This is a genomic window from Neisseria oralis (assembly GCF_045062685.1).
GTDB lineage: Bacteria > Pseudomonadota > Gammaproteobacteria > Burkholderiales > Neisseriaceae > Neisseria > Neisseria oralis.
Map to the genome: position 1 here is coordinate 134,049 of NZ_JBJGEB010000002.1, position 26,558 is coordinate 160,606.

Consider the following 26,558-nt stretch of genomic DNA (forward strand, 5'->3'; position numbering starts at 1 on the left):
AGGGTTTCGCCAAAACGAGCGTAGCGAGTTTCGCTAAAACTTTTTCAGACGACCTTTCTGCTAAAATGACACGCTTCAAATACAAGGGAAACCCGCCATGCACGAAATCAAATGCCCGCACTGCCACACCGCGTTTACCGTCAACGAAGCCAGTTACGCCGACATCCTGAACCAAGTCCGCACCCAAGAATTTCAAACCGAAATCCACGAGCGTCTGCAACAGGCGCAGATGCAGTTTCAAAGCGACATGCAGCTTGCCCAAGCGCAGGCGCAAAATCAGTTCGACAAAATCCTGGCCGACAAAAACCACGAAATCGCCGCCCTATCCAACCAAATCAATGCCTACGAAAAAGACAGCAAACTCGCCGCCGCCGAAATCGAAGGTCGTCTGAAAGCGCAAATCGCCGAACAGGACAAATTGATTGCCGAGCTGAAAGCGCAGGCAAAATCGCTGGAAACGGCGAAAAACATGGAAAAAGAGCTGGAAATCACCAAAGCCGTTGCCGAAAAAGAGCGCGAATTGGGCAATTTGAACACGCAGCTCATGCTGCAATCCAAAGAAAACCAGCTGGAAAAACAAAGCCTGCGCGAAAAATACGAAGCCGAACTCAAACAAAAAGACGAAACCATCGCCTTCTACAAAGACTTCAAAGCCAGACAGTCCACCAAAATGATAGGTGAAAGCCTCGAGCAGCACTGCGAAACCGAATTCAACCGCATCCGCACCACTGCCTTTCCCCAAGCCATCTTCGGCAAGGACAACGACGCCAAAACCGGCAGCAAAGGCGACTACATCTACCGCGAAACCGACGAAGAAGGCAATGAAATCATCTCCATCATGTTCGAGATGAAAAACGAAAACGACGAAACCGCCACCAAAAAGAAAAACGAACACTTTTTCAAAGAGTTGGACAAAGACCGCAGAGAGAAAAACTGCGAATACGCCGTCCTCGTCTCACTCTTGGAAGCCGACAGCGACCTCTACAACAACGGCATCGTCGATGTGTCCTACGCCTACCCGAAAATGTACGTCGTGCGCCCGCAATTCTTCATCCCCATCGTCTCCCTGCTGCGCAACGCTGCGCTCAATTCATTGAAATACAAACAAGAATTAGCACAAATGCGCGCGCAAAACATCGACATCACACACTTTGAAGAAGACTTGGACAAGTTCAAAACCGATTTCGCCCGCAATTACGAACTCGCCAGCCGCAAGTTCCAAACCGCCATCGACGAAATCGACAAAACCATCAGCCATCTGCAAAAAACCAAAGAAGCCCTGCTTTCTTCGGAAAACAACCTGCGCCTTGCCAACAACAAAGCAACCGACCTGACCGTCAAAAAATTAGTGCGCAAAAACCCGACCATGAAGGCCGCCTTTGCCGAGCTGGAGAAAAAAGAGGATTGAGGCCGTCTGAAAACTGCCGAACCCAATCCATTATTTTTAATTCGGAATATACAAATCATGAAAACCTACCTCGTCGGCGGCGCCGTCCGCGATTATCTTTTAGGTTTGCCCGTCAAAGACCGCGACTGGGTGGTCGTCGGCGCCGACGCGCAAACCATGCTGGCGCAAGGCTTCCAGCCGGTCGGCAAAGATTTTCCCGTGTTCCTCCACCCTGACACCCACGAAGAATACGCCCTCGCCCGCACCGAACGCAAAACCGCCAAGGGCTATGCCGGTTTCAGTTTTCACGCCGACAAAGACGTTACGCTGGAGCAGGATTTGATGCGCCGCGACCTGACCATCAACGCGATGGCGCAGGATTCAGACGGCCTCATCGATCCCTTCGGCGGACAACAGGATTTGGCGGCGGGCATTTTGCGCCACGTTTCCCCCGCCTTTGCCGAAGACCCCGTCCGCATCCTGCGCACCGCCCGCTTTGCCGCGCGCTACGGTTTTGAAATCGCCAAAGAAACTATGAAACTGATGCGGCAGATGGTGGAAAACGGCGAAGCGGACGCTTTAGTCGCCGAGCGCGTCTGGCAGGAGTTGGCGAAAGGTCTGATGGAAAAAAATCCCCGAAGGATGATTGAAGTGTTACGCGAATGCGGCGCGCTCGAAGTCTTGCTGCCCGAAGTCGATGCCCTCTTCGGCGTGCCGCAACGCGCCGACTATCATCCCGAAATCGACAGCGGCATCCATACCCTGATGACGCTGCAACGCGCCGCCGATATGGGTCTGAGCCTGCCCGAACGCTACGCCGCCCTGCTGCACGATTTGGGCAAAGCCAAAACCCCGCCCGACATCCTGCCCAAACACCACGGACACGACCTCAACGGCGTTGAACCCGTGCGCGAAGTCAATCAGCGGCTGCGCGCGCCGAGACACTGCGCCGAGCTTGCCGAACTTGTCTGCCGCTGGCACATCATGTTCCACCAAGTGGGGCAGCTCAAAAGCAAAACCATTCTGAAGGTTTTGCAAAAAACCGACGCCTTCCGCCGCCCCGAACGTTTCGCCGCCGCCCTGAACGTCTGCATTGCCGATACGCAAGGCCGTCTGAACCGTGAACACACGCCCTACCCCCAGCGCGCGCACTGGCTCGCCCTGCTCGAAGCCGCCAATCAGGTGGATTCGGGCAAAATCGCCGCCGAATGCCGCGCGCAGGGAAAAGCCCACCTCATTGCCGAACAAATCGACCGCGCACGGCTGGAACGGATTACCCCGCTGCAAAAAGCGTATCAACTCGATTCGGCAGACCTTAGCCATTATTGATCCGCCGACAAATGCAAAAAGGCCGTCTGAAACAAGGTTTCAGACGGCCTGATATGATTGGATTTACTGTTTTTTCAAACCTTTAGCCTTCACCGTGGCAATCGTGCCGTCGATGCCTTTCTGTTTAATCAGTTCGGCAAACTGATTGCGGTAAATCGTTACCAGACTCGCACCGTCCAGGCGGATGTTGTAAACCTTGTAAACCGGACCGGATTGGTAAAGCTGATAGGCGACTTCGTATTTCACGCCGCTTTTGGTCTGGATTTCGGAAAACACGTCGAATTTGTTACCGTTGGCGGTCATTTTCGGCAGCAGCTTCACTTGCGCGTCGGCCGCGCCGACCAAGGCTGAATGCGAATACATGCCGATAATCATCTCTTTGAAGGCATTAATAAATTCGCTTTTCTGTTTGTCGGTAAACTCGCGCCACGGCGCGCCGACCGCCAGCGCGGAAATGCGCTCGTAATCCAGATAACGGTTGGCGTAATTTTCAATCTGTTTGATTTTCTGCTGCTCGCTCAGAGAGCTGTCGCGCGCGATTTTCAATACGGTATCGATATTCTGCTGCGCCTGCACTTGGGCGGGGTGGGACTGGGCGGCAGCATACGGAGCCACGACAGCCATCGGCGCCGCCAATATGAAGGCAGATAAATAACGGTTCATCGTTCATCCTCAAAAGGAAGTTAAAATACGCGCCATTGTAAGGTTTTCAGGATTAGGAAATTTTAACGGAATGTAAAACGAAGAAAGGCCGTCTGAAAACGGCGCATCCGGCCTTTACAGACACAACAGGGCTTTTATTTTCAGACGGCCTGAAATATCATGGCTGCCTGACTTACGGAGGACCATTATGCCTTATGTGAACATTAAAGTAACCGGCGGCAGCGAAGCGCCCACCGCCGAGCAGAAAGCCGAATTAATAGCGGGCGTTACCGAGCTGCTGGCGCGGGTATTGGGTAAAAATCCTGAAACGACGGTGGTCGTTATCGACGAAGTGGATATGGAAAACTGGGGGATAGGCGGCGAGAGCGTGGCAGTAAGACGGCGGAAATAACCGTCGCCCCTGCACTTAGGTGAGACACGAATCGACGGCGGCGCACCATGCGGCTTTTTCTTCGCTGCTCAGAAACGATGCGGCAAACGAGTTTTTACATAGCGTGCGGATGTCGTCTTCCGTCAGTCCGAGGGCAGCGGCAAGCGCGCTGAAATTCCGGTTGACGTAGCCGCCGAAGTAGGCCGGATCGTCGGAATTTACCGTAACCAGTACGCCGTTTTGCAACATACGGCGCAAGTTGTGTTCGGAAAGATTGCCGACGACTTTCAGCTTCAAATTGCTCAACGGGCACACCGTCAGCGGCATTTTTTCCCGAATCAGCCGCTGCATCAGCCCGGCGTCTTCTTCCGCACGCACACCGTGGTCGATGCGGGAGACTTTCAGCAAATCCAACGCCTCATAAACATATTCCGGCGGCCCTTCCTCGCCGGCATGTGCCACGGTCAGGAAACCGGCTTGCCGTGCGGCGGCAAATACGTTTTGAAATTTGGACGGCGGATGGCCGACTTCGCTCGAATCCAATCCGACGCCGATGATGTGTTCCCGATACGGCATGGCCTGCGCCAACGTTTCGAATGCGTCCTCTTCAGACAAATGGCGCAGGAAACACATAATCAGCGCGCTGCTTATGCCCCATTCCTTATGGGCATCGTCGCAGGCACGGCGGATGCCGTTCAGCACGGTTTCAAACGCCACCCCGCGCGCGGTATGCGTTTGCGGGTCGAAAAAAATTTCGGTGCGGACGACGTTGTCTTCGCGGCAGCGCAGCAGGTAGGCGCGGGTCAGGTCGTAAAAATCCTGTTCGTGCAGCAAAACGGCGGCGGCCGCATAGTAAATGTCGAGAAACGATTGCAGGTTGTGGAAATCATAGGCGGCGCGCACTTCGTCCACATCGGCATAGGGAATGCAGACGCCGTTGCGCCGGGCGATTTCAAACATAAGCTCCGGCTCGAACGTGCCCTCGATATGGACGTGCAGCTCGGCTTTGGGTAAGGCGCGGATTAAGGCGGAATGCGGCATGGGTCGGGTTCCTTGCATATCAGGCCGTCTGAAAAATCGTGTTCAAACGGTTTGGGATAATGAAACACCCCGAAACTGCCGTTTCGGGGTGCCGGTTCGGAATCGGTACTGGTGGAGGCGGGGGGAATCGAACCCCCGTCCGAAAGTCCTCTACAAAGCGTTCTACATACTTAGTCTTGCCTATTTGGAAATCTCACCTTCCTTGCGCCGACAGACAGGCTCTCGGAAGGCCAGTTACCTTAAATCTTATTCCCCGCCAAGTAACCCGACAGGAAACCAGTCAATGTAAAATGACGTTGCGGTAGCTTGCGCTACACAGCCCATTGACCAACTGCTGCAACGGCAGGCCTTAAGCGGCCAGTGCGTAAGTTTCGTCGTTTGCGACTATTTAAGTTCAGTGTTTTACGGGAAATCTGAGACCCCGGTATGCCCGCATCTGCTTCGCAACCCCCGTCGAAACCAAGATCGCCCCCAGATATTAGGAAGCACGCATTATACGCGGCTTGCCGCATTTTGCCAACGCGCGGGCGAAAGTTGGAAGCGTTGCCGGAAAACGTTTAAGATACCGCAAAACATTTTTTTTCAGACTGCCCCGATAACCGAGAGGCCGTCTGAAAGCGAGGAAACCGAATATGTACGATGTCAACACCCATGACGTGCGCCGCTTTTTCGCCCATGTCTGGCAACACCGCTTCTCACCGCTGCAACTGGACGGCTTGCAGCAAAAAGCCCTCAGAATCATCGAGGCCCATCCCGAATACGGCCCTTATCTGGAAGATATCGAACAATATCTCGATAAGGAGTGGAGGCCGGAAGACGGCGAGGGCAATCCGTTTCTGCATATGTCGCTGCACCTTTCGCTTCAGGAACAGGCCGCCATCGACCAGCCGCCGGGGATACGCGCCATCCATCACCGGCTCTGCGCCCGCCACGGCGGCGACTGGGTGCGCGCCGAACACGAAATGATGGATGCACTGGCGGAAACGCTGTGGGAAGCCCAGCGTTACGGCCGCGGATTGGACGTCAACGCCTACATGACCCGCCTGCGCAAACTCATCGGGCTGGGGCCAGAGGAACAGGCGCGGATTAATCCGCATGAAGTCGCGTCAAAAAGCGAATGATAAAAGCCGCGTTTCGGATGTCTATAGATAAAGAGGCCGTCTGAAAATTTTTCAGACGGCCTCTTTATCCGTATCGTCCCGATTACTACCCTACCCTGTAAAACGCCAGGCTTCCGAGCAGGTTCGGCAGATGTCTGACCCGTTTGTTTCCGGCCATGACCGCGCGTTCGAGCACGCGGATATTGTTTTTTGCACACAGCAAATCAAAGTCTTTCAGCGTGCACCAATGGATATTCGGCGTATTGTACCAATGGTAAGGCATCCGTTCGGAAACCGGCATATGGCCGCCCAGCGCAATCTGAAAACGGTTGCGCCAATAACCGAAATTCGGGAAGGTAACCACGGCTTGTTTGGCCACGCGCATCAGGCCGCGCAGTATCATTTCGGTGTTCTGCATCGACTGTATGGTCTGGCTCAGCACGATGACATCGAAAGTATTGTCGCCGAACTCTTCCAGACCCTGCTCCAAATCGGCCTGAATGACGTTCACGCCGCGCGACATCGCTTCGATTACGCTGTCGGTATCGATTTCGACGCCGTAGCCGCTGCATTCCTTGTGTCCGACCAGTGCCGCCAGCAATTCGCCGTTGCCGCAGCCCAAATCCAAAACGCGGCTGCCTGCGGGAATCCAGTCGTAAATCAGTTGTAAATCGTCGCGCAGGTTCATGGCTGCAACTCCTGATGGACATTATTCATATAGGTGCGCACGGCACGGATGTAGGCTTCGTCTTCCATCAGGAAGGCATCGTGGCCGTGGAAAGACTTGACTTCAATATACTGCACCGGCTTGGCGGCGGCAATCAGCGCCTTGACCAATTCCTTCGAGCGTTCGGGTGAAAAACGCCAGTCGGAACTGAAGCTGGCGACGAAAAACCGCGCCTGCACGTCTTGCAGCGCCCTAGTCAGATTGCCGCCGAAATCCGCCGCCGGATCGAAATAGTCCAGTGCTTTGGTCATCAGCAGATAAGTGTTGGCGTCGAACTGTCCGGCGAACTTGTCCCCCTGATAACGCAGGTAGGATTCGACTTCAAATTCAACGTCGTAACCGTATTGGTAACCGTTTGAACGCAGATCGCGCCCGAATTTTTTGCCCAATCCGTCTTCGGCAAGATAAGTGATGTGCCCCATCATGCGGGCGATGCGCAGGCCACGGGTCGGCGTTTTGCCCTGGCGCGCATAATGCCCTTCGTTAAAATCGGGGTCGGTCAGAATCGCCTGCCGCGCCACGTCGTTGAACGCGATGTTCTGCGTCGAGAGTTTGGGGGCGGACGCGATAACCAGCGCATGGCGCACACGCTCAGGATAGGAAATCGTCCATTGCAAAGCCTGCATACCGCCCAAGCTGCCGCCGACAACCGCCGCCCATTGCCGGATGCCCAGATAATCCGCCAACAACGCCTGCGATTTCACCCAGTCTTTAACCGTAACCAACGGAAAATCCGCACCGTAGTCCCGACCTGTTTCGGGATTTTGCGACAACGGGCCGGTACTGCCGTGGCAACCGCCCAGATTGTTCAAGCCGACCACGAAAAACCGTTCCGTATCAATTGGTTTGCCAGGCCCCACCATACTGTCCCACCAGCCCGGGTATTTGTCTTCCGCCGAATAACGGCCGGCAACGTGGTGGTTGCCCGACAAGGCATGGCAGATAAGTACGGCGTTGCTTTTTTCGGCGTTCAACATACCGTATGTTTCAATCATCAAGTCGAAACGCGGCAAGTTTTGTCCGTTCTCCAACGGGAGCGGCGTTTCAAACGGGATTTTCTGCGGTACGCCAAACGCCGCAGAGGTATTTTTACTCATGTTTGTTCCAACTGGTGCGGCAAAAAAGTTATTATAGCGGTTTGAAAATGGTTTGTGCATGGAGCCTGCCACGGTTTCAGACGGCCTTTTTAAACGAAAAACAAACGCCCACGGATTTGCCATGATAGGCCGCCTCCTCCGCCTCTTTTTCTTCTTCGCCCTAATCGCGCTGGTTATCCACCGCCTGTGTAGCCGCCGCCAGAAACGCACCCTGCGCGAAATCGCCTCCATCAGCGCATGGGTGCTGCTCGGAGCGTCTGCCGCAACATTGGTGTGGTATTTGATATTGCTTTATTTCAAACATATTCCGGATTCGTATTGAACAAATGAGAAAAGGCCGTCTGAAACGACTGTAAACACCGTTTTAGACGGCCTTTGGCTCAAACCCGCTTTTCCTGAAAAGTTGTTCCGACGAACGTCCGTTTCGGATTACCGCGCTCCACCTGATAAAGCTGACTGTGTTGTGCGCGGGCGTAATCGTCAGCCTGTCCGGCATGATGTTCCGCCAACTTTTGCGCCAGCAGGGTCAAAGCCAATTTTTTGTTGGCATGCTGACTGCGTTCGCTTTCGACCCGCACGGAAATGCCGCTTGCCTTATGAGTGGCACGCACAGCACTTTCAGTTTTATTGACGTGCTGCCCGCCTTTGCCGCCCGAACGGCAGGTTTGAAACTCAATTTCGCTTTCAGACGGCATTTCAGGCATATCGGGCATGCGGAAAACGCCGATATACCAGTTTTTACGCGGATGTTTCGGACGGACGGGGCTGGCGCACACCCATTGGAGCGAACCTTGCCAACGCTGTGCCAGAGTTTCGGCATGTTTGCCGTCCAATTTAAGCACCGCCGACATAATGCCGTGTTTATCGGCAGTTTCGGAGATGATTTCCACCCCGACACCTTCCACCTTCGCCTCGGCAAGCAGCCTGCCCAATACGAAACGGGCAAAGATGCGGCATTCGGCAGGCCCTTGCGCGGTGGAAATTTGCAGATAAATTGTTTGCATATTTTGCTTCATATTTATTCTCTACATCCGCCGCTGGTTTTGTAAGTTAAAACGGGTTTGAACCGGGCGACCAATTCAATCAGACCTGCGTTTTTCATGGCTGAAATGACGCTGTCTATGTTTTTATAAGCCTGCGGAGCTTCTTCAAAAATCAAAGCCTTATCCTGACAAACGACCACGCTGCCGAATGCGGTTTGGCGCAGGCTGTCGGCGGAATATTTGTGTGACAGGCGGCCTTTGCATTCGCCGCGCTGCCATTTCCGTCCTGCGCCGTGTGCCAACGTGTTCAGCGAAATTTGGCAATCTTGGGTCGGCAGAACCAGATAGCTGTAATCGCCGCGCGAGCCGGGTATCATGACCAGACCTTTATCGGCGGGCGTTGCGCCTTTTCGGTGCAGCCAACCGGTTTGTCCCGCGATTTCGGTTTGTTCGAGGAAATTGTGATGCACGTCGAGCAGGCATTCGCCTTCCGTGCGCCAGCGGTCGAGCATTCTGGCGGCAATCAGACGGCGGTTTAAACGGGCGAACTCAAGGGCTGCCTGATGTTCGGCAAGATAGTCCGCCGCAGCCTCGCTGCCTTCCGCCAAACCTTGATGGCCGTAGGCTTCGATGTGGCGTCGCAAAATCTGCTGCCCCAGTCCGCGCGAACCGCTGTGTACCAACAACTGCAAACGGTTTGAATCAAAGGCAGCGGGAAGCAAATCGTCGCGGTAAACGGTTTCAACGGTTTGCAATTCGGCAAAGTGATTGCCGCCGCCGATGGTGCCGACAGCGAGGTCGTCTGAAAACGGATAATCGGATGCGGATTCTCCAAGCAAGGCTTCTTGTTCGTCTTGGCTCAAAGGCGTATCGATGTTGCCAAGCTGCTTGGCGAGTTTGGTCGGTTTGAGCTTGGCGGCGGACAAATCCGTTTGCCAAAACGCCATGCCGCAGCCGATATCGTTGCCGATGAGCGCGGGGTAAAAATGGTGTTCGCTGAAAAACGCCGCGCCGACGGGATAACCGCGCCCCGCGTGCAAATCAGGCATACCGGTTACGCGCAGCATGTGCGGCAGCTTGGCGGTGGTTTCGAGTTGAGCGACGGCGTTGCCTTCAATCCAGGTTTCCGAATCAGTGATGATGTGAATATGATGGGGATTTTGATAATTGCCCATGTGTATGCTTTCTCTAAAACGGACAGATGGCAAAACGTGTCCAAACCGACAAAACAAAAAAGATGTCCGGTTTGAAAATATACCGACTGCCGTCTGACGTTTTCAGACGACCTCTGTCCGATTGATGGGAAAGCAGCCCGAAGCGGGCGATATGGGAAATGCGGGAACGCGTTATTCGAAAATCAGATCGACGCTTGGGCTGCAAAGAATGTGATTTGAGCAGATTGAAGTGTTGCGTGTCATGGCTGCTCCTTTCTTTGCGTATTAAAATTAAAAACAAACAAATTATAAAAATATTCGGTTATTTAAACAAAATTCATTGGTGTTTTATAGCCGAATATATTGCAAAATTACAACAAAAGGCCGTCTGAAACGACTGTGAACACCGTTTCAGACGGCCTTTTTCATCAAAAACCAATCAAATCAAGCCAAAAAGAGTTTGTAGGCGGCGTTTCGGGTTTCGTCCTGATAAAAGTAGCCCAATCTTTCCAAAAACTGCTCGAAGGCTTGCCCGTCTTTCGGCGGTACGTCGATGCCGACCAGAATGCGGCCGTAATCTGCACCGTGGTTTCGGTAATGGAACAGAGTGATGTTCCAGTCGCTTTGCATGTGGTTGAGAAAACGTGCCAATGCGCCCGGCCGTTCGGGAAATTCAAAGCTGATCAGGCGTTCGTTCTGTACTTTGTCGGTGCGGCCGCCAACCATGTAGCGGATATGGATTTTGGCGATTTCGTCGTCGGTCAGGTCTTGGTTGGGCAGGCCGGCGGCGGCCAGTTGCTGGCTGATAACGGCTAGGTCGCGCGAACCGGCGGTTTGAATGCCGACAAAGATATGCGCGTTTTTGTCATCACCGTAGCGGTAGTTGAATTCGGTGATGTTGCGATTACCTAACAGATTGATAAACTTTAGGAAACTGCCGGGTTGCTCGGGGATGGTTACGGCGAAAATACCTTCGTTGCCTTCGCCCAGTTCGCTGCGTTCCGAAACATGGCGCAGGCGGTGGAAATTGATGTTGGCGCCGCTGGTAACGGCTACCAATGTTTGTCCTTCCACGCCGTTGCGCTGAATGTAGGCTTTCAAGCCGGCCAACGCCAAGGCACCGGCCGGTTCCATGATGCTGCGGGTATCGTCGAAAATATCTTTAATGGCGCCGCATATGGCATCGGTATCGACGGTGATGATTTCGTCGAGCAGGTCGCGGCAGAGGCGGAAGGTTTCGTCTCCGACGACTTTTACGGCGGTGCCGTCTGAAAACAGGCCGACATCTTTCAGATGCACGACACTGCCATGTTCCACCGACTGTTTCATGCCGCAGGAATCGTTGGTTTGTACGCCGATGACTTTAATATCGGGGCGGACTTGCTTGATAAATGCGGCCACGCCCGCCGCCAGCCCGCCGCCGCCTATTGGGACGAACACGGCATTGATTTTGTCCGCGCGCTGGCGCACGATTTCCATACCGACGGTGCCCTGCCCCGCAATCACATCGGGATCGTCAAACGGCGCGATATAGGTCAGGTTGTCTTTTGCGGCCAGTTCCATCGCATGGTCATAGGCATCGTTGTAAGACACGCCTTTGAGCACTACTTCGGCTCCGCGGTTTTTAACCGCATCAATCTTAATCTGCGGCGAGGTTTCAGGCATTACGATGACCGCGCGGCAACCCAGCCGTTGCGCCGAGAGCGCCACCCCCTGCGCATGGTTGCCCGCGCTGGCGGCAATCACGCCGCGAGCCAGCGACTCTTTCGGCAGTTTGGCCATTTTGTTGTATGCGCCGCGGATTTTGAACGAAAAAACAGGCTGTAAGTCTTCGCGTTTGAGCAGGATATTGTTTTTCAGACGGCCTGAAAGGCTGCGCGCCTGCTCCAAAGGGGTTTCGACCGCCACATCGTAAACGGAAGCAGTCAGGATGCGGATGAGGTAGTCGGAATAGGATGGGCGGGTGTTCATCATCGTAATTATCGGAAAATCAAGGTTTGCAACAAGCCGCATTAACAGTGTGCAGACGTTTTGCAACCGAAGCGGCGAAAAGGTAAAACCATACCCCCGAGGCCGTCTGAAAGCAAGAAAAATCTTAGCAAAGCCTTGGTGAGTCGGTATAATGACCGCCTTGCAAAAGCAGGACGCCCGCCCGATAAGCCGATAGGAATACGGCCCGCCGGTCAGTCCGATAACGATATTCCGATTTACAGATTTGAAGTCATGAAGAAAACGCTACTCAGCCTCACACTCGCCGCACTTACCGCAGGAAATACCGCCGCTGCGCCGCAACAGGCCGCTCCGGCCAAAAATCAGGCCGCATCCGCATCCGCACCGACCGCCGCCAAAGAAGCGAAACCGGCCGACCGGCCCGCCTCCGCCCCTGCTTCCCAAACAGCTTCGGAACCGGCAAACCAAACCGCTTCCGCAGCCGGAGCGGAAGCCCGACCTTCCGGAGCACTCAGCCCCGCCGCCGTGCCGCAAATTGCCGCAACCGCCTTTATCGTCAAAGACTTGCAAAGCAATCAGGTGTTGGCCGCCAATAATCCCGATAATCTGATAGAGCCGGCATCGTTAACCAAGATGATGACCGCCTATCTGACTTTCAAAGCCTTGGAAGACGGTACGCTTAAAGCCGACGAAATGCTGACCGTTTCCGACGCGGGCTGGCACACCGAAGGCTCGCGTATGTTCCTGAACCCGCATGTTCCCGTCAGCGTCAGCGACCTGCTCAAAGGTATGATCGTCCAGTCCGGCAATGATGCCGCCATTACTTTGGCCGAAGCCATCGGCGGTGTCGGCAACGATTCGGAACAAACCGAAACGCCCAAACCCCCGCTGGAAAATTTCGTCGCCATGATGAACATGGAAGCCAAACGCCTGGGCATGAATCACACCCGTTTCAACAACCCTACCGGACTGGCTTCCGAAAGGCATTTGTCCACCGTCAGCGATTTGGCGCTGCTGGCCGCCGCCCTGATTCGGGATTATCCGAAATACTATCCGATATTTTCGCTTAAATCGTTCAGATACAACGGCATCGAACAGCCCAACCGCAACCTGCTCCTTTTCCGCGACAGCAGCGTCGACGGCTTGAAAACCGGCCATACGGAAAGCGCAGGTTACAACCTCGCCGCCTCCAGCAACCGCAACGGCCGCCGCATTATCACCATCGTGGTCGGCGCCGAATCCACCGAGGCGCGCGCTTCCGAAAGCGGCAAACTGCTCAACTGGGCGTTGCAGGCGTTCGACACGCCGAAACTGTATGACGCAGGCGAAGTGATTTCGCAGGTCAAAGTTTATAAAGGTAGTGCCAACGCGGTGAAAATCGGCTTTGCCGACGATACCTACATCACCATCCCGCACGGTTCCGGCCACCGCATCAGGCCCGTGTTGGAAACCGAACAGCCCGTACTCGCGCCGATTGAGAAAGGCAGCATTTTAGGCAAACTGAAAATCATGAACGGCAAAGAAGTCTTGGCTGAAAAAAATGTCGTCGCGCTGACCTCCGTCGAAGAAGACAACTGGTTCGGCCGGACTTGGGACAGCATCGTCCTTTGGTTTAAAAGCGTGTTCGGCTGAAATAAACGCATCTACCTGACCGAGCCGAAGGTAAAATTAAAGGCCGTCTGAAAAACTGTTTCCGGTTTTCAGACGGCCTTTTGTCATTTGCCGATATTATTTCAACGCTGCCAGCACTTTCGCGGCGATTCCGCCTGTCGGTACAGTCTGCGCTTCGTTGTCGCGGCGTTCGGCGTATTCGACATTGCCTTCTTTCAAGGCACGGTCGCCGATGACGATGCGGTGCGGGATGCCCAGAAGCTCGGAGTCGTTCAGCAGCACGCCTGCGCGTTCGTCGCGGTCGTCGAGGAGGACATCCGCGCCTGCCGCCAGCAGTTCGGCGTAGATTTTGTCGGCGGCTTCGCGCACGGCGTCTGATTTTTTGTAGTTCATCGGTACGATAACGACTTCAAACGGTGCCATCGCTTTGGTCCAGATGATGCCTTTTTCGTCGTTGTTCTGCTCGATGGCGGCGGCAACGACGCGGGTGATGCCGATGCCGTAGCAGCCCATTTCCATGATTTGTGATTTGCCGTTGTTGTCGAGGAAGTTTACGTTCATGGCTTGGGTGTATTTGTCGCGCAATTGGAAGACGTGTCCGACTTCGATGCCGCGCGCCAGTTTCAGACGACCTTGTCCGTCGGGGCTTTCGTCGCCTTCAACGACGTTGCGCAAATCGACAAACTCAGGCTCGGCGGCATCTCGACCGAAGTTGAAGCCGGTATAGTGGTAGTCGTCTTCATTCGCGCCGATAACCCAGTCCGCGCCTTTTTCAGTAGCGAAATCGGCATAGACTTTGCCTGTGAAGCCGACGGGACCGAGCGAGCCGCCGTTTGCGCCGAACTGCGCGCGGATGGCGGCAGGATCTGCCATGGTTAGCGGCGATTTCACGCCTGCGAGTTTTTCGGCTTTGATGTCGTTGAACTCATGGTCGCCGCGCAACAGCAATAAGACGATTTCGTCTTCGTTTTCGCCTTCGACCACGATGGATTTCAGTGTTTTTTCAATCGGAATGCTGAGGAAATCAACCAATGAATCAATGGTTTTAACGTTCGGCGTGTGTACTTTGGTCAGCTCTGCCTGAGCAGCCGCGCGTTCGCCTTTGAGCGGCAAGGTCGGTGCCAGCTCGATATTGGCGGCGTAATCGGAAGTGTCGCTGTATGCAATCACATCTTCGCCGCTTTCCGCCAACACTTGAAACTCGTGCGAACCGGTACCGCCGATGCTGCCGGTGTCTGCGGCGACGGGACGGAATTCCAAGCCCAGACGGGTGAAGATGCGGCAGTAGGCGTCGTACATGGCATCATAGGTCGTCTGAAGCGAGGTGTAGTCGGCATGGAAGGAATAAGCGTCTTTCATGACGAACTCGCGCGCGCGCATCACGCCGAAGCGCGGGCGCACTTCGTCGCGGAATTTGGTTTGGATGTGGTAAAAGTTTTTCGGCAGCTGTTTGTAGCTGTTGATTTCTTTGCGCACGATGTCGGCGATGACTTCCTCGCAGGTCGGACCCATGCAGAAATCGCGGTCGTGGCGGTCTTTCAGGCGCAGCAGTTCTTTACCGTAAAATTCCCAGCGGCCGGATTCCTGCCACAGTTCGGCAGGCTGCACTACCGGCATCAGCAACTCCACGCTGCCCGCGCGCGCCATTTCTTCGCGCACGACGTTTTCAACTTTGCGCAACACGCGCAGCCCCATCGGCATCCAAGTATAAAGGCCGGATGCGTTGGCTTTAATCAGACCGGCGCGAATCATCAGCTTGTGGCTGGCAAGCGCGGCTTCGGCAGGGGCTTCTTTCAGGGTGGAAATGAAAAATTGGCTGGCTTTCATGGTGTGTTTTTCTGTGTAAAAAAGTAAGCGCGTATTGTAACGCGAAACCGTTTTTCCGGTCATCGCTTTCATGGCTTTTCCTGCCAAAAACGGCGCATATCCGGATTTTTATGCTGTTGAAAAAGGAGGCGGCAAGAAACGTTTGAAGGTCGTGTCAATCTGTTTTTATACACAATCCCACACTCTTTTGTTTTGCTTGGAAATTTAGTTTTGCTTACTGACCGAGCATAACAAAATCAGCATAACCATATGATTTTAATATATTTAAATATTGAATATTTTTTAGGCAGAAGTAAGCGGTGTCTGTCGCCAAAGGATTTTTCCGACTTACTCCGAATTTATCCACACGGTTATCCACAAAGTTTGTGGGTAACAATTACCGCGCCGGCAAAGCGAATTCATTTTGAATTGCCGCTCTGCCGCATTCAGGCAAAACAGCCGCCTGAGTTCTTAACATTTTTCTTCATGCCAAACGGCAATACCAAACGTACTTTTTTATCTGAGTCGCATTTTTTTATTATGGCGGCACACTTAATCCGCATAGCGCAAAAAAAGGCGGCCCGACAGCCTGTCAACCCATTTTTATACACAATTTTCCACTACCTTGTTTTACTTGAAAATTTATTTAGAAGGTGCTTTTTTAGTTCCAATTATTATGCAACTAATTGATTTACAAATGATTTAATTTTGCCTATTTTTCAGGCAGCAATATGGAACTTTTGTCGCTAAAGGATTTTTCCGACTTACTCCGAGTTTACCCACATAGTTATCCACAGAGTTTGTGGGTAGATTTTTATGACCAATCATTAAAGCCGGCAACTGTCTTTCAGACGGCCTTTCTGCTATATTTCTTTCGTTTTCCGATAGAAAGAACGCCATGTCCCTCAAACTGCTTTCCCGTGCCAAAATGTTCAACGGCCATCAGGAGCAATATTGCTGCTTTTCCGAAACCTGCCGAACCGATATGACCTTCGGCATCTACCTGCCGCCGCAAGTATTGAAAGGCTATCCCGCGCCGGTTTTGTATTTTTTGTCGGGATTGAACAGCGACGGTTCGGAACTGATACGCCAAACCGGCATCCAGCGTTTCGCCGCGCAATGGAACATCATCGTCGTTTTTCCCGACACCTCGCCGCGCGGCAGCCATATCAGCGACAGTACGGACGAGTTTATCGGACAGGGCGCGGGATTTTACGTCGATGCAGCCGAACAGCCGTGGGCGGCGCATTATCGGATGTACAGCCATATCAGCCGCGAACTGCCCGATTGGGTGGAACGGCATTTCCCCGCCACCCAAGAACGCAGCATTGCAGGTTTCAGCATGGGTGGGCACGGTGCGCTTTCCATCGCCCTGAAAAATCCCAGCCGCTATGCCGCCGTTTCCGCGTTCGCGCCCTTGTGCCATCCGACCGCCAGCCGAGGCGGAAAGCAGGCGTTTGCCGCCTATTTGGGCAAGGAGTCGGATGCTTGGCAGGCATACGACAGTACATCGCTCGTTCAGACGGCCTCCCGCAAACTGCCGATACTCATCGACCAAGGCGGCGCCGACCCGCTGTTCCCCGACGAACTGCAACCCGAAGCCTTCGTCAACGCCGCCCGCGCCAACGGCTTCAACGTGCAATACAAAGTCCGCCCCGGCTACGGACACGATTATTTCTTCATCGCCAGCTTTATCGATTCGCATATCGAATTTCATGCGGAGGCACTGGGTTTGTAAGATATAAAGCTTCGGCAGGCCGTCTGAAACGTGAAAACGGGATGATTTTTCAGACGGCCTTTTCCTTTATATAATGGATGCCCGTCTCCGTTTTTGAAACGAAAGTATCCGCATATGTCCCGAATCGCCGCCCTGCCCGACCACCTCGTCAACCAAATCGCCGCCGGCGAAGTGGTCGAACGCCCCGCCAACGCCCTCAAAGAAATCGTCGAAAACAGCATAGACGCAGGCGCGACGGCGATTGAAGTCGAGCTGGCAGGCGGCGGCATCCGCCTCATCCGCGTCAGCGACAACGGTGGCGGCATCCACCCCGACGACATCGAACTCGCGCTCCACCGCCACGCCACCAGCAAAATCAAAACCTTAAACGATTTGGAACACGTCGCCAGCATGGGCTTTCGCGGCGAAGGCTTGGCAAGCATCGCCTCCGTCAGCCGCCTGATCCTGACCAGCCGCCAAGACGGCAGCGCACACGCGACCCAAGTCAAAGCCGAAGACGGCAAACTCAGCAGCCCCGCCGCCGCCGCCCATCCCGTCGGCACCACCATCGAAGCCGCCGAACTTTTCTTCAACACCCCCGCGCGGCGCAAGTTCCTCAAATCCGAAAACACCGAATACGCCCACTGCGCCACCATGCTCGAACGCCTCGCGCTGGCGCATCCGCACATCGCCTTCTCGCTCAAACGCGACGGCAAGCAAGTGTTTAAACTCCCTGCCCAAAGCCTGCATGAACGCATAGCCGCCATCGTCGGCGAAGACTTTCAGGCGGCATCCTTAGAAATCGACAGCGGCAACGGCGCACTGCGGCTCTACGGCGCCATCGCCAAGCCCACCTTCGCCAAAGGCAAAACCGACAAACAATATTGCTTCGTCAACCACCGCTTCGTGCGCGACAAAGTCATGCTCCATGCCGTCAAACAGGCATACCGCGACGTATTGCACAACGCCCTCACCCCCGCCTTCGTCCTCTTCCTCGACCTGCCGCCCGAAGCCGTGGACGTCAACGTCCACCCCACCAAAACCGAAATCCGCTTCCGCGACAGCCAGCAGGTACACCAACTCGTGTTCCACACCCTCAACAAAGCCCTCGCCGACACCCGCGCCGACTTAACCGAAAGCGTCGGCAACGCAGGCGAAGTGTTGCACGAAATCACAGGCATCCGTCCCGCGGCAACGTCGTCTGAAAACGAGCATAGCGGGTTTCACCCAAACCCGACCGCGTCGTCTGAAAACATTTTCGCCGCCGCACCAAGCGCACACGCTCCCGAACCGCGCAGCGCCTTCAGTTCAGGCAAAACCGCCCCCATGCCCTATCAGGCAGCACGCGCACCGCAGCAACGCAGCCTGTCCCTGCGCGAAAGCCGCGCCGCCCTCAACACCTACGCCGAACTTTTCAAAAACACCGCAGCCGATGAAGCAGACATAGAGCTGGCACAATTCGAACAAGCCCGCTTCGGCACCACATCCGCCACGTCGTCTGAAAACCCCGCACGCAGCTTTTCAGACGACCCCAAACCCGAACTGCCGCCGCTCGGCTTCGCCATCGCCCAATTATTAGGCATCTACATCCTCGCCCAAGCCGAAGACAGCCTGCTGCTCATCGACATGCACGCTGCCGCCGAGCGTGTCAACTACGAAAAAATGAAACGCCAGCGGCAAGAAAACGGCAACCTGCAAAGCCAACGCCTGCTCATCCCCGTTACCTTCGCCGCGTCCCACGAAGAATGCGCCGCCCTCGCCGACCACGCCGACGCACTGGCAGGCTTTGGTCTGGAACTGTCCGACATGGGCGGCAACACCCTCGCCGTCCGCGCCGTCCCCGCCATGCTCGGCAAAGCCGATGTCGTCTCGCTTGCCAAAGACGTATTGGGCGAACTCGCCCAAGTCGGCAGCAGCCAAACCATCGAAGAACACGAAAACCACATCCTCGCCACCATGTCCTGCCACGGCTCCGTCCGCGCCGGCCGCCAGCTCACCCTGCCCGAAATGAACGCCCTCCTGCGCGACATGGAAAACACCCCGCGCAGCAACCAATGCAACCACGGCCGCCCGACCTGGGTAAAACTGACGCTGAAAGAATTGGACGCACTGTTTTTACGCGGACAATAATGAAGTATGGCCGAAAGACATAAAGGCTGTCTGAAAAACCACCGATACGGATTTTCAGACAGCCTGTTTATAAAAAATTCGATTATGAACAAAATCGCCCTTTGCATCCCACTCATCTTGTTCACGCTGCCCGTTTATGCGGAAAAAACAAGCTACAACAAACCTGAATACTGGCGACTAATCCACTCCGACCCCGCCCAAGGAAAATCCATATACGGCAACACACTCGTCCGTTCACTTTCTCCGGGGAATTCGATAATAGAAATACGTTACGAAAAACCTAAGCCGATTATTCCGAACGAAACGATAAACGGCAGGAGTCGAATCATTGGCAAGGATTACGTCAAAACCCGTTTCAAATTCCAAATCGACTGCAAAAACAAAGAAATCTCATATGAAGAGAGCGCATTTTTTGACAGCAAAGGTAAACTCAGTGCATACGAAATCTTGCCGGTCGAAGGGTTAAAATGGCATAAAATAAAAATCGGTTCGACTGCCGAAAAATTCTACCGCTTTACTTGCGAATTCTGAGGGATGTGAGATTAAGGAATACAAAAGGCCGTCTGAAAATTCTTTCAGACGGCCTTTTAACTTTAAATCCGCTCAATACTCAATCCTGTCCCAGAATCATCGAACCGATGCCCGAATCGGTGAAAATCTCCAGCAGCAGCGCGTTGGGGACGCGGCCGTCGATGATGTGGGTGGCCTTCACACCGTTGGTGGCGGCTTCGAGTGCGGAACTGATTTTCGGCAGCATTCCGCCGTAGAGCGTGCCGTCGGCAATCAGCCCTTCGATGTGCATCGGGGTCAGATTGGTCAGAAGGCGGCCCTGTTTGTCTATCACGCCGGCGATATTGGTCATCATCAGCAGTTTTTCGGCGCTCAATTCTTCCGCCAGCCTGCCCGCCACCAAATCGGCGTTGATATTGAACGCCTCGCCGTGCCTGCCTACGCCGATGGGGGCGACCACGGGGATTCTGCCCAAACTGATCAGGTCTTTAATCAGCGAAGTGTCTATGCTCTCGATTTCGCCGACCTGCCCGATGTCCGCCTGTCCGCCTTCCGGAGTGTCCAGCAAAAGTTTCTTGGCCCGGATAAAGTGGCTGTCGCGGCCGGTGATGCCGACGGCTTTGCCGCCGTGGTTGTTAATCAGCGAAACGATTTCTTTGTTCACATGGCCGCCGAGCACCATTTCGACGATGTCCATCGTTTCGCCGTCGGTAACGCGCATTCCCTGCACAAATTCCCCCTCTTTGCCGACTTTACCCAGCATATCGTTAATCTGCGGGCCGCCGCCGTGGACCACCACGGGATTGATGCCGACCAGTTTCAGCAGGGCGACGTCTTTGGCGAAACCTTCTTTCAAACGCGGCTCGGTCATGGCGTTGCCGCCGTATTTGATGACGATGGTGCAGCCGGAGAAGCGGCGGATGTAAGGCAGGGCCTCGGAGAGGATTTCGGCTTTGGCTGCGGGGGAGAGGTGTTCGGTCTTATTCATAATTTCGGTCTTTTCTGTATGGCCGCATAAGGTGCAGGTCCGATTATGGTAATGCCAAAGGCCGTCTGAAACAAGCCGGAACGAGGCCGTCTGAAAACGGGATACGCCCGTTTCAAGGCTGATTTTCGCGTGTAAACCCGCTATAATGGCCGCTTGTGATTCCATTCCCGATTCGGAGGCAAGATGAAGAGCATTCGTGGAAATCTGCTTGCGCTGGCACGGTCCGGCCGGTTTGACGTCATCATCCACGGCTGCAACTGCCGCCACGCGATGGGCGCGGGCATTGCCAAACAGATTAAAGACAGCTTTCCCGAAGCCTGGGCCGCCGACTTGGCCACGCCCGCCGGTGCAGAGAAACTGGGACAAATCAGCAGCGCCGAAACCGATTGCGACGGCCACCGTCTGACTGTCGTCAACGCCTACACTCAGGACGACTGGCAGGGAGACGGCGTTTTACTGGATTACGGTGCGCTGCGCCGCGCCATGCGCGAAGTGAAACGGCGTTTCGGCGGCAAACGCATCGCCTATCCGAAAATCGGCGCCGGACTGGCGCGCGGCGACTGGTCGAAAATCGCCGCGATTATCGACGAAGAGCTGGCCGGCGAAACGCACACACTGGTGGAATACGGCGATACAGACACAGAGGCCGTCTGAAACACACACATCCGCATCCCAAACTTAGGAAAAACCATGATTAAAATCAGCACACAATTCGACGCAGGTTCTGTTACCGTCAAAGATTCGTCCGACCCGGACAATATCCGGCTGGCACTGCGTCCCGACAACGCCTCGCACTTTGCGCAATGGTTCTATTTCCGGCTTCAGGGCGCGGCCTACCAGAATTGCGTGATGCACTTTGAAAATGCGGCGGATGCGGCCTATCCCCAAGGCTGGGAAGATTATCAGGCTTGCGCTTCCTACGACCGCCAAAATTGGTTCCGCGTGCCGACGACATACGAAAACGGCGTGCTGACCATCAACCATACGCCGCTGTCCAACAGCGTGTATTACGCCTATTTCGAACCCTATTCCTACGAGCAGCATCTGAACCTTTTGGGCGACGCGCAAGGCAGCGGGCTTTGCCGCATCGACGACTTGGGCAGTACCGTGCAAGGCCGCGACATCAACCTGCTGACCATCGGCAATCAGGCCGAAAGCGATCTGAAAATCTGGATTATCGCCCGCCAGCATCCGGGCGAAACGATGGCGGAATGGTTCGTCGAAGGCCTGCTCGGCCGCCTGCTCGACCCGCAGGACCCGACCGCGCGCACCCTGCTCGACCGCGCCACTTTCTACATCGTACCGAACATGAACCCTGACGGCTCGGTATTGGGCAACCTGCGCACCAATGCAGCAGGCGCGAACCTCAACCGCGAATGGGAAAATCCGACTTTGGAGAAAAGCCCCGAAGTATTCCTCGTGCGCGAAAAAATGCTGGAAACCGGCGTGGATTTGTTCCTAGACATCCACGGCGACGAAAGCCTGCCGTTTGTCTTTGTCGCCGGTACGGAAGGCGTGCCGAACTACAATCCGCGCATCGCCGCGCTGGAAACGCAGTTCAAAACCGCCCTGCTCTCCGCCAGCCCCGACTTCCAAGACGAATACGGCTATGAAAAAGACGCGCCCGGTCAGGCGAACATGACGCTGGCGACCAACTGGGTGGGCAACCGTTTCGGCTGCCTGGCCTTCACGCTGGAGATGCCATTTAAAGACAACCTCAATCTGCCCGACGACGATTTCGGCTGGAACGGCCAACGTTCTTTGCGTTTGGGCGAAGCCATGCTGTCCGCCGTTTTGCAAATTTCGGCCGATTTGTCCTGATTTGAACCCGAAGGCCGTCTGAAAACCGTCCGCCCGATGCGTGCGGCAGTTTCAGACGGCCTCAACCGCATCGCAAGGAACCTACCGATATGATGATTCACCCGCAGTTCGACCCCGTATTAATCAGCATCGGCCCGCTCGCCATCCGCTGGTATGCCCTGAGCTACATCGTCGGCTTTATGCTGTTTCTGTGGCTGGGCCGCCGCCGCATCGCGCAGGGCAATACATTGTTCACGCGCGAAATGCTCGACGACTTCCTGACTTGGGGTATCCTCGGCGTCATTATCGGCGGCCGTCTGGGTTATGTGCTGTTTTACAAATTCTCTACCTATATCGACCATCCGCTGGATATTTTCAAAGTATGGGAAGGCGGTATGTCGTTTCACGGCGGTTTTCTAGGCGTGCTTGCCGCCATGTGGCTGTTTAGCCGCAAACACAAAATCAGCTTTCTGAAAACCATGGATTTCGTCGCCCCGCTCGTCCCGCTGGGGCTGGCTTCCGGCCGCATCGGCAACTTCATCAACGGCGAACTCTGGGGCCGCGTTACCGACATCAACGCTTTTTGGGCGATGGGTTTTCCGCAAGCGCATTACGAAGATGTGGAAGCCGCCGCGCACAATCCGCTATGGGCAGAGTGGCTGCAACAATACGCCATGCTGCCGCGCCATCCGTCGCAGCTTTACCAGTTCGCACTCGAAGGCATCTGCCTGTTTATCGTATTGTGGATTTTTTCGAAAAAAACGCGCCCCGACGGGCAGGTTGCCTCGCTGTTTCTGGCCGGATACGGCTTTTTCCGCTTCCTCGCCGAATTCGCCCGCCAGCCGGACGACTATCTGGGCTTGCTGACGCTCGGTCTGTCTATGGGGCAGTGGCTGAGCGTCCCGATGATTGTCTTGGGTGCAATCGGTTTCGTCTGGTTCGGCAAACGCGGCAAAGCCGTCTAATTGCCTGTGCCGAAAAGGCCGTCTGAAAATTTCAGACGGCCTTTTTTACACATACGGTCGGGGCGGCGGTTACTTTTCCTGTAAAATACCGCCCTGTTTCATTATTTCAAATTCCAAACCGCCACCATGTCCAAAAAAACCAAACAAGAATTAGAAAACAACAAACTCAGCAAACGTTTGCGCCACGCCGTCGGCGATGCGATTAACGATTTCAACATGATAGAGCCGGGCGACAAAATCATGGTCTGCCTCTCCGGCGGCAAAGACAGCTACGCCCTGTTAGACATCCTGCGCCAGCTCCAAGCCAGCGCGCCGATTGATTTCGAACTGGTTGCCGTCAATCTCGACCAAAAGCAACCGGGCTTCCCTGAAGAAGTATTGCCGACCTATCTTGAAAACATTGGCGTACCGTATAAAATCGTTGAAGAAGACACCTACTCCACCGTCAAACGCGTGTTGGACGAAGGTAAAACAACTTGTTCATTATGCAGCCGCCTGCGCCGCGGCATCCTCTACCGCACTGCAAAAGAATTGGGCTGCACCAAAATCGCCTTGGGACACCACCGCGACGACATCCTCGCCACCATGTTCCTGAATATGTTTTACGGCGGCAAACTCAAAGCCATGCCGCCCAAACTGGTGAGCGACAACGGCGAACATATCGTCATCCGCCCGCTGGCGTATGTGAAAGAAAAAGATTTGATTAAATACGCCGAACTGAAGCAATTCCCGATTATCCCGTGCAACCTCTGCGGCTCGCAGCCCAACCTGCAACGCCAAGTCATCGGCGATATGCTGCGCGATTGGGACAAACGCTTCCCCGGCCGCATTGAATCGATGTTCTCCGCCCTGCAAAACGTCGTTCCTTCCCATCTGGCCGACACCGAACTTTTCGATTTCGTCGGTTTGGAACGCGGTCAAGCCTTGAAACACGGCGGCGACTTGGCGTTTGACAGCGAAAAAATGCCCGAACGTTTTTCAGACGGCCTCGAAGAAGACGGCAGCGAAATCAAAATCGAACCGCAAAAAGCAGAACGCAAAATCATCAATATTTTGGCCAACAAGCCGAAAACCTGCGGCGCATAACGTGCCGTCTATTCTGAAACAGGACGAAACATGACTACGATTTTAATCCTCTTGGGGCTGATAGCCGTACTCGTCGGCCTGCTCGGTACCATTTACCCCGCCATCCCGGGTCTGGGACTGATGTTCGGCGGCGCGTGGCTGCTGGCTTACGCGGGCAACTATCAGGTTTACGGCACGAATACGCTGATTTTTATCGGCATCGCGGCCGCCTTCGGCATGGCCATGGACTATGTTTCGGGCGTACTGGGGGCAAAATACACCGGCGCAAGCAAACAGGCTCTATGGGGCGCGTTCATCGGCGGTATTACCGGCGCCTTCCTTTCCCTGCCCGGCCTGCTGCTCGGCCCGCTCGTCGGTGCGGGAGTTGGCGAGTTCATTGCCAAACGGGATATGTTGCAGGCAGGCAAAGTCAGCGTGGGTACGTTTATCGGCTTCATCATCGGCATGATTGCCAAAGTCGGCTGTGCGCTGGCCATTGTCCTGACCCTGCTGTCGGTATGGATTTTCAACTTGTTTACCTGACCCTAAAATAAGAAGAGGCCGTCTGAAATAGTTTTCAGACGGCCTCTTCTTATTTTGCGGGACAATCAGCTTAATTTACCGCAACAGGCTTTGTATTTCTTGCCGCTGCCGCACGGGCACGGGTCGTTGCGCCCCACCTTCGCCTCTGTGCGGCGGACGGTTTTCGGCTTGTTGATAATAGCCTGCCAGTAAAAATAAATATCCAGCAGCGTATGAGGCAAATCGGATTCCAGTTCCGTCAGCTCGGAATCGGTCAGATGCAGGACGATTTCGCCGTTTTCCTCCTCGTCGTAAATACCGCCCAAGGCCATAATCGGACAAAACAAATCCTCAAATTCTTCTTGATTGACCGTTTCAAACCAATTGGTAGGCACCACTTCCAGCGCATAAAGATAAGCGTTGCACCAAGTATAAAAATCAGGATTGCCCGCATTGTCTTCATAAAGCCATAAATCGGGCAAGTGTTTGCCCGACATCTGCCTGCGCATATCCACCGCTAGCGCCAATACCAGACGCTCCACCTCCGTCCGCTCTTTGGCTTCAAACAGTGCTTCCTCCCCCAATACTTCAGGCAACCAGTCTTCAGGGGTCAACGCATCCGGGCCGGAAAGCAGCGCCATCATGAAGCCCTGTACTTCGTCGGAACGCATGGTGTTGTGGGTTAAAGATTTTTCGTCCAGCAATTCCATCAGTCGTTTGCGGGAATGTTCGTCAAAATGATGCTGCATTCTTTTTCCTTATCGTTTTCAGACGGCCTGCGGCCATCCTCTATTAGATTTTTTCAAATTAATTGCTTGGCCTGCCTCTGCCGCATCTGCTCAAACAAACAGACGGTAGCGGCCATCGCCACATTCAGCGATTCGGTCTTCCCCTCCATCGGTATTCTGACGCAGCCACTGACTTGGTCTAAAATATTATCGTCCACGCCGCTGCCCTCATTACCGAAAATCCAAGCAGCCGACTGATGCAAGTCCAGATTATAGAGGTTATGGTTGTTTTGATGATGTAGTGCGGTCGCCCAAACCTTATCCTGATACGATGAAATCCACTGCGCCAAACGCACTTCCGTATGGATTTTCAACAGAAAATGCGCACCCATCGCGGCACGCAGCACTTTCGGCGACCATACGTCCGCACTGCCTATTCCGACAACCAAACATCCGACACCCGCCGCCGCCGCACTGCGCATCACCGTACCGACATTGCCGGGGTCTTGTATCCTGTCCAACACCACGCAGTCGCCGTTTACCGGCCAAGCATCCTGTGCGGGAATATTAATCAGCGTCATTATGTCATCCGCTTCGCTCAAACTGGTAATTCTAGACAAAGCAGCATTCGCCACTGAAGTAACAGCCTGCTCAGGCAACGCCGCAATCAACGCAAGGATTTCCCGCTGCTGCAATTTTGATTCGGGGATATAAACCTGCACAGGCGTCAATCCGGCCTGCAAATAAGCCTGCAACAGATGCACGCCTTCCAAAACGGTCTGACCGGACGCCCTGCGGGCCTTAGCCTGCGAAAGCAGCTTGGACAAATACTTGAGCCGGTCGTTTTGCGCGGATGTAATCAGCTTCATGGGCTGCATTATATAGCCGTTCTCCTGAAGAACCAATATTGCCGCT

The 26,558-nt window shown here is 54.4% G+C and carries 26 protein-coding genes and 1 other RNA gene; 15 read left to right on the forward strand and 12 right to left on the reverse strand.

Annotated features, from left to right (window positions below):
• Positions 1-97 precede the first annotated feature (97 nt).
• Both ACI43T_RS02560 and ACI43T_RS02565 read left to right on the forward strand, forming a co-directional pair.
• Positions 98-1,408, forward strand: a complete 1,311-nt coding sequence (locus tag ACI43T_RS02560) for a DUF2130 domain-containing protein (protein ID WP_405385455.1) — start codon at positions 98-100, stop codon at positions 1,406-1,408.
• Between the two features lie 57 nt (positions 1,409-1,465).
• Positions 1,466-2,716, forward strand: a complete 1,251-nt coding sequence (locus ACI43T_RS02565) for a multifunctional CCA addition/repair protein (protein WP_405385456.1) — start codon at positions 1,466-1,468, stop codon at positions 2,714-2,716.
• A gap of 63 nt (positions 2,717-2,779) precedes the next feature.
• Here ACI43T_RS02565 and ACI43T_RS02570 read toward each other — a convergent pair whose 3' ends face one another.
• Entirely contained in the window at positions 2,780-3,379 is a 600-nt protein-coding gene (locus tag ACI43T_RS02570; RefSeq protein ID WP_405385457.1) for an MlaC/ttg2D family ABC transporter substrate-binding protein, read from the reverse strand.
• Between the two features lie 187 nt (positions 3,380-3,566).
• Between ACI43T_RS02570 and ACI43T_RS02575 the strand changes: the two genes are divergently transcribed.
• Positions 3,567-3,770: a tautomerase family protein gene (locus ACI43T_RS02575; RefSeq protein WP_293277890.1), complete on the forward strand. Its 204-nt coding sequence runs from the start codon at positions 3,567-3,569 to the stop codon at positions 3,768-3,770.
• 15 nt (positions 3,771-3,785) lie between these two features.
• Here ACI43T_RS02575 and ACI43T_RS02580 read toward each other — a convergent pair whose 3' ends face one another.
• On the reverse strand, positions 3,786-4,790 hold the full coding sequence (locus ACI43T_RS02580; RefSeq protein ID WP_377081468.1) for an adenosine deaminase: 1,005 nt from the start codon (positions 4,788-4,790) through the stop codon (positions 3,786-3,788).
• 109 nt (positions 4,791-4,899) lie between these two features.
• Positions 4,900-5,263, reverse strand: a transfer-messenger RNA (tmRNA) gene (gene ssrA, locus ACI43T_RS02585).
• Positions 5,264-5,422: 159 nt separating this feature from the next.
• Here ssrA and ACI43T_RS02590 point away from each other — a divergent pair.
• A complete protein-coding gene (locus ACI43T_RS02590; RefSeq protein WP_293277892.1) occupies positions 5,423-5,911 on the forward strand; it encodes a DUF1841 family protein in 489 nt (162 codons plus the stop codon).
• 85 nt (positions 5,912-5,996) lie between these two features.
• On the opposite strand, the gene metW is transcribed toward ACI43T_RS02590, so the two are convergent.
• Positions 5,997-6,578, reverse strand: a complete 582-nt coding sequence (metW, locus tag ACI43T_RS02595) for a methionine biosynthesis protein MetW (RefSeq protein ID WP_009173522.1) — start codon at positions 6,576-6,578, stop codon at positions 5,997-5,999.
• Positions 6,575-7,714, reverse strand: coding sequence for a homoserine O-succinyltransferase MetX (gene metX, locus ACI43T_RS02600; RefSeq protein WP_405385458.1), 1,140 nt, complete (start codon positions 7,712-7,714; stop codon positions 6,575-6,577). The genes metW and metX overlap by 4 nt, the downstream gene beginning before the upstream one ends.
• A gap of 121 nt (positions 7,715-7,835) precedes the next feature.
• On the opposite strand from metX, the gene ACI43T_RS02605 reads away from it, so the two are divergent.
• Positions 7,836-8,036: a protein MIGRI gene (locus ACI43T_RS02605; RefSeq protein WP_308025152.1), complete on the forward strand. Its 201-nt coding sequence runs from the start codon at positions 7,836-7,838 to the stop codon at positions 8,034-8,036.
• A 58-nt stretch (positions 8,037-8,094) separates the two neighbouring features.
• Here ACI43T_RS02605 and prfH read toward each other — a convergent pair whose 3' ends face one another.
• From prfH to ilvA, 3 genes are all read right to left on the reverse strand, one after another.
• Positions 8,095-8,718: a peptide chain release factor H gene (prfH, locus tag ACI43T_RS02610; protein WP_405385459.1), complete on the reverse strand. Its 624-nt coding sequence runs from the start codon at positions 8,716-8,718 to the stop codon at positions 8,095-8,097.
• 14 nt (positions 8,719-8,732) lie between these two features.
• Positions 8,733-9,872, reverse strand: coding sequence for an RNA ligase RtcB family protein (locus tag ACI43T_RS02615; protein WP_405385460.1), 1,140 nt, complete (start codon positions 9,870-9,872; stop codon positions 8,733-8,735).
• A gap of 423 nt (positions 9,873-10,295) precedes the next feature.
• Positions 10,296-11,822: a threonine ammonia-lyase, biosynthetic gene (gene ilvA / locus ACI43T_RS02620; protein ID WP_405385540.1), complete on the reverse strand. Its 1,527-nt coding sequence runs from the start codon at positions 11,820-11,822 to the stop codon at positions 10,296-10,298.
• Positions 11,823-12,074: 252 nt separating this feature from the next.
• Between ilvA and ACI43T_RS02625 the strand changes: the two genes are divergently transcribed.
• Complete coding sequence (locus ACI43T_RS02625) at positions 12,075-13,433, forward strand: D-alanyl-D-alanine carboxypeptidase family protein (protein ID WP_405385461.1); 1,359 nt, start codon at positions 12,075-12,077, stop codon at positions 13,431-13,433.
• Between the two features lie 96 nt (positions 13,434-13,529).
• On the opposite strand, the gene ACI43T_RS02630 is transcribed toward ACI43T_RS02625, so the two are convergent.
• Positions 13,530-15,239: a proline--tRNA ligase gene (locus tag ACI43T_RS02630; RefSeq protein ID WP_405385541.1), complete on the reverse strand. Its 1,710-nt coding sequence runs from the start codon at positions 15,237-15,239 to the stop codon at positions 13,530-13,532.
• Between the two features lie 249 nt (positions 15,240-15,488).
• Here ACI43T_RS02630 and ACI43T_RS02635 point away from each other — a divergent pair, with 249 nt between their 5' ends.
• From ACI43T_RS02635 to ACI43T_RS02650, 4 genes are all read left to right on the forward strand, one after another.
• On the forward strand, positions 15,489-15,908 hold the full coding sequence (locus ACI43T_RS02635; protein ID WP_405385462.1) for a hypothetical protein: 420 nt from the start codon (positions 15,489-15,491) through the stop codon (positions 15,906-15,908).
• A gap of 208 nt (positions 15,909-16,116) precedes the next feature.
• Entirely contained in the window at positions 16,117-16,956 is an 840-nt protein-coding gene (gene fghA / locus ACI43T_RS02640; RefSeq protein ID WP_405385463.1) for an S-formylglutathione hydrolase, read from the forward strand.
• A gap of 114 nt (positions 16,957-17,070) precedes the next feature.
• A complete protein-coding gene (mutL, locus tag ACI43T_RS02645) occupies positions 17,071-19,065 on the forward strand; it encodes a DNA mismatch repair endonuclease MutL (RefSeq protein WP_405385464.1) in 1,995 nt (664 codons plus the stop codon).
• Between the two features lie 6 nt (positions 19,066-19,071).
• Positions 19,072-19,596: a hypothetical protein gene (locus tag ACI43T_RS02650; RefSeq protein WP_405385465.1), complete on the forward strand. Its 525-nt coding sequence runs from the start codon at positions 19,072-19,074 to the stop codon at positions 19,594-19,596.
• A 79-nt stretch (positions 19,597-19,675) separates the two neighbouring features.
• Here ACI43T_RS02650 and argB read toward each other — a convergent pair whose 3' ends face one another.
• Entirely contained in the window at positions 19,676-20,563 is an 888-nt protein-coding gene (gene argB, locus ACI43T_RS02655) for an acetylglutamate kinase (protein WP_377081558.1), read from the reverse strand.
• 183 nt (positions 20,564-20,746) lie between these two features.
• On the opposite strand from argB, the gene ACI43T_RS02660 reads away from it, so the two are divergent.
• The 5 genes from ACI43T_RS02660 (at position 20,747) to ACI43T_RS02680 (ending at position 24,936) form a co-directional block, all read left to right on the forward strand.
• A complete protein-coding gene (locus ACI43T_RS02660; protein ID WP_405385466.1) occupies positions 20,747-21,217 on the forward strand; it encodes a macro domain-containing protein in 471 nt (156 codons plus the stop codon).
• A gap of 36 nt (positions 21,218-21,253) precedes the next feature.
• Complete coding sequence (locus ACI43T_RS02665) at positions 21,254-22,384, forward strand: M14 family metallopeptidase (RefSeq protein ID WP_405385467.1); 1,131 nt, start codon at positions 21,254-21,256, stop codon at positions 22,382-22,384.
• An 89-nt stretch (positions 22,385-22,473) separates the two neighbouring features.
• Positions 22,474-23,328, forward strand: a complete 855-nt coding sequence (gene lgt / locus ACI43T_RS02670; protein ID WP_405385468.1) for a prolipoprotein diacylglyceryl transferase — start codon at positions 22,474-22,476, stop codon at positions 23,326-23,328.
• Between the two features lie 126 nt (positions 23,329-23,454).
• On the forward strand, positions 23,455-24,414 hold the full coding sequence (gene ttcA, locus ACI43T_RS02675; RefSeq protein WP_405385469.1) for a tRNA 2-thiocytidine(32) synthetase TtcA: 960 nt from the start codon (positions 23,455-23,457) through the stop codon (positions 24,412-24,414).
• A 30-nt stretch (positions 24,415-24,444) separates the two neighbouring features.
• A complete protein-coding gene (locus tag ACI43T_RS02680) occupies positions 24,445-24,936 on the forward strand; it encodes a DUF456 domain-containing protein (RefSeq protein ID WP_293277906.1) in 492 nt (163 codons plus the stop codon).
• A 65-nt stretch (positions 24,937-25,001) separates the two neighbouring features.
• On the opposite strand, the gene ACI43T_RS02685 is transcribed toward ACI43T_RS02680, so the two are convergent.
• Both ACI43T_RS02685 and ACI43T_RS02690 read right to left on the reverse strand, forming a co-directional pair.
• Positions 25,002-25,664, reverse strand: a complete 663-nt coding sequence (locus tag ACI43T_RS02685; RefSeq protein WP_405385470.1) for a UPF0149 family protein — start codon at positions 25,662-25,664, stop codon at positions 25,002-25,004.
• Positions 25,665-25,717: 53 nt separating this feature from the next.
• The gene (locus tag ACI43T_RS02690) at positions 25,718-26,512 is read right to left on the reverse strand and encodes a TrmH family RNA methyltransferase (protein WP_405385542.1); all 795 of its coding nucleotides are present in this window, start codon (positions 26,510-26,512) and stop codon (positions 25,718-25,720) included.
• Positions 26,513-26,558: the final 46 nt, after the last annotated feature.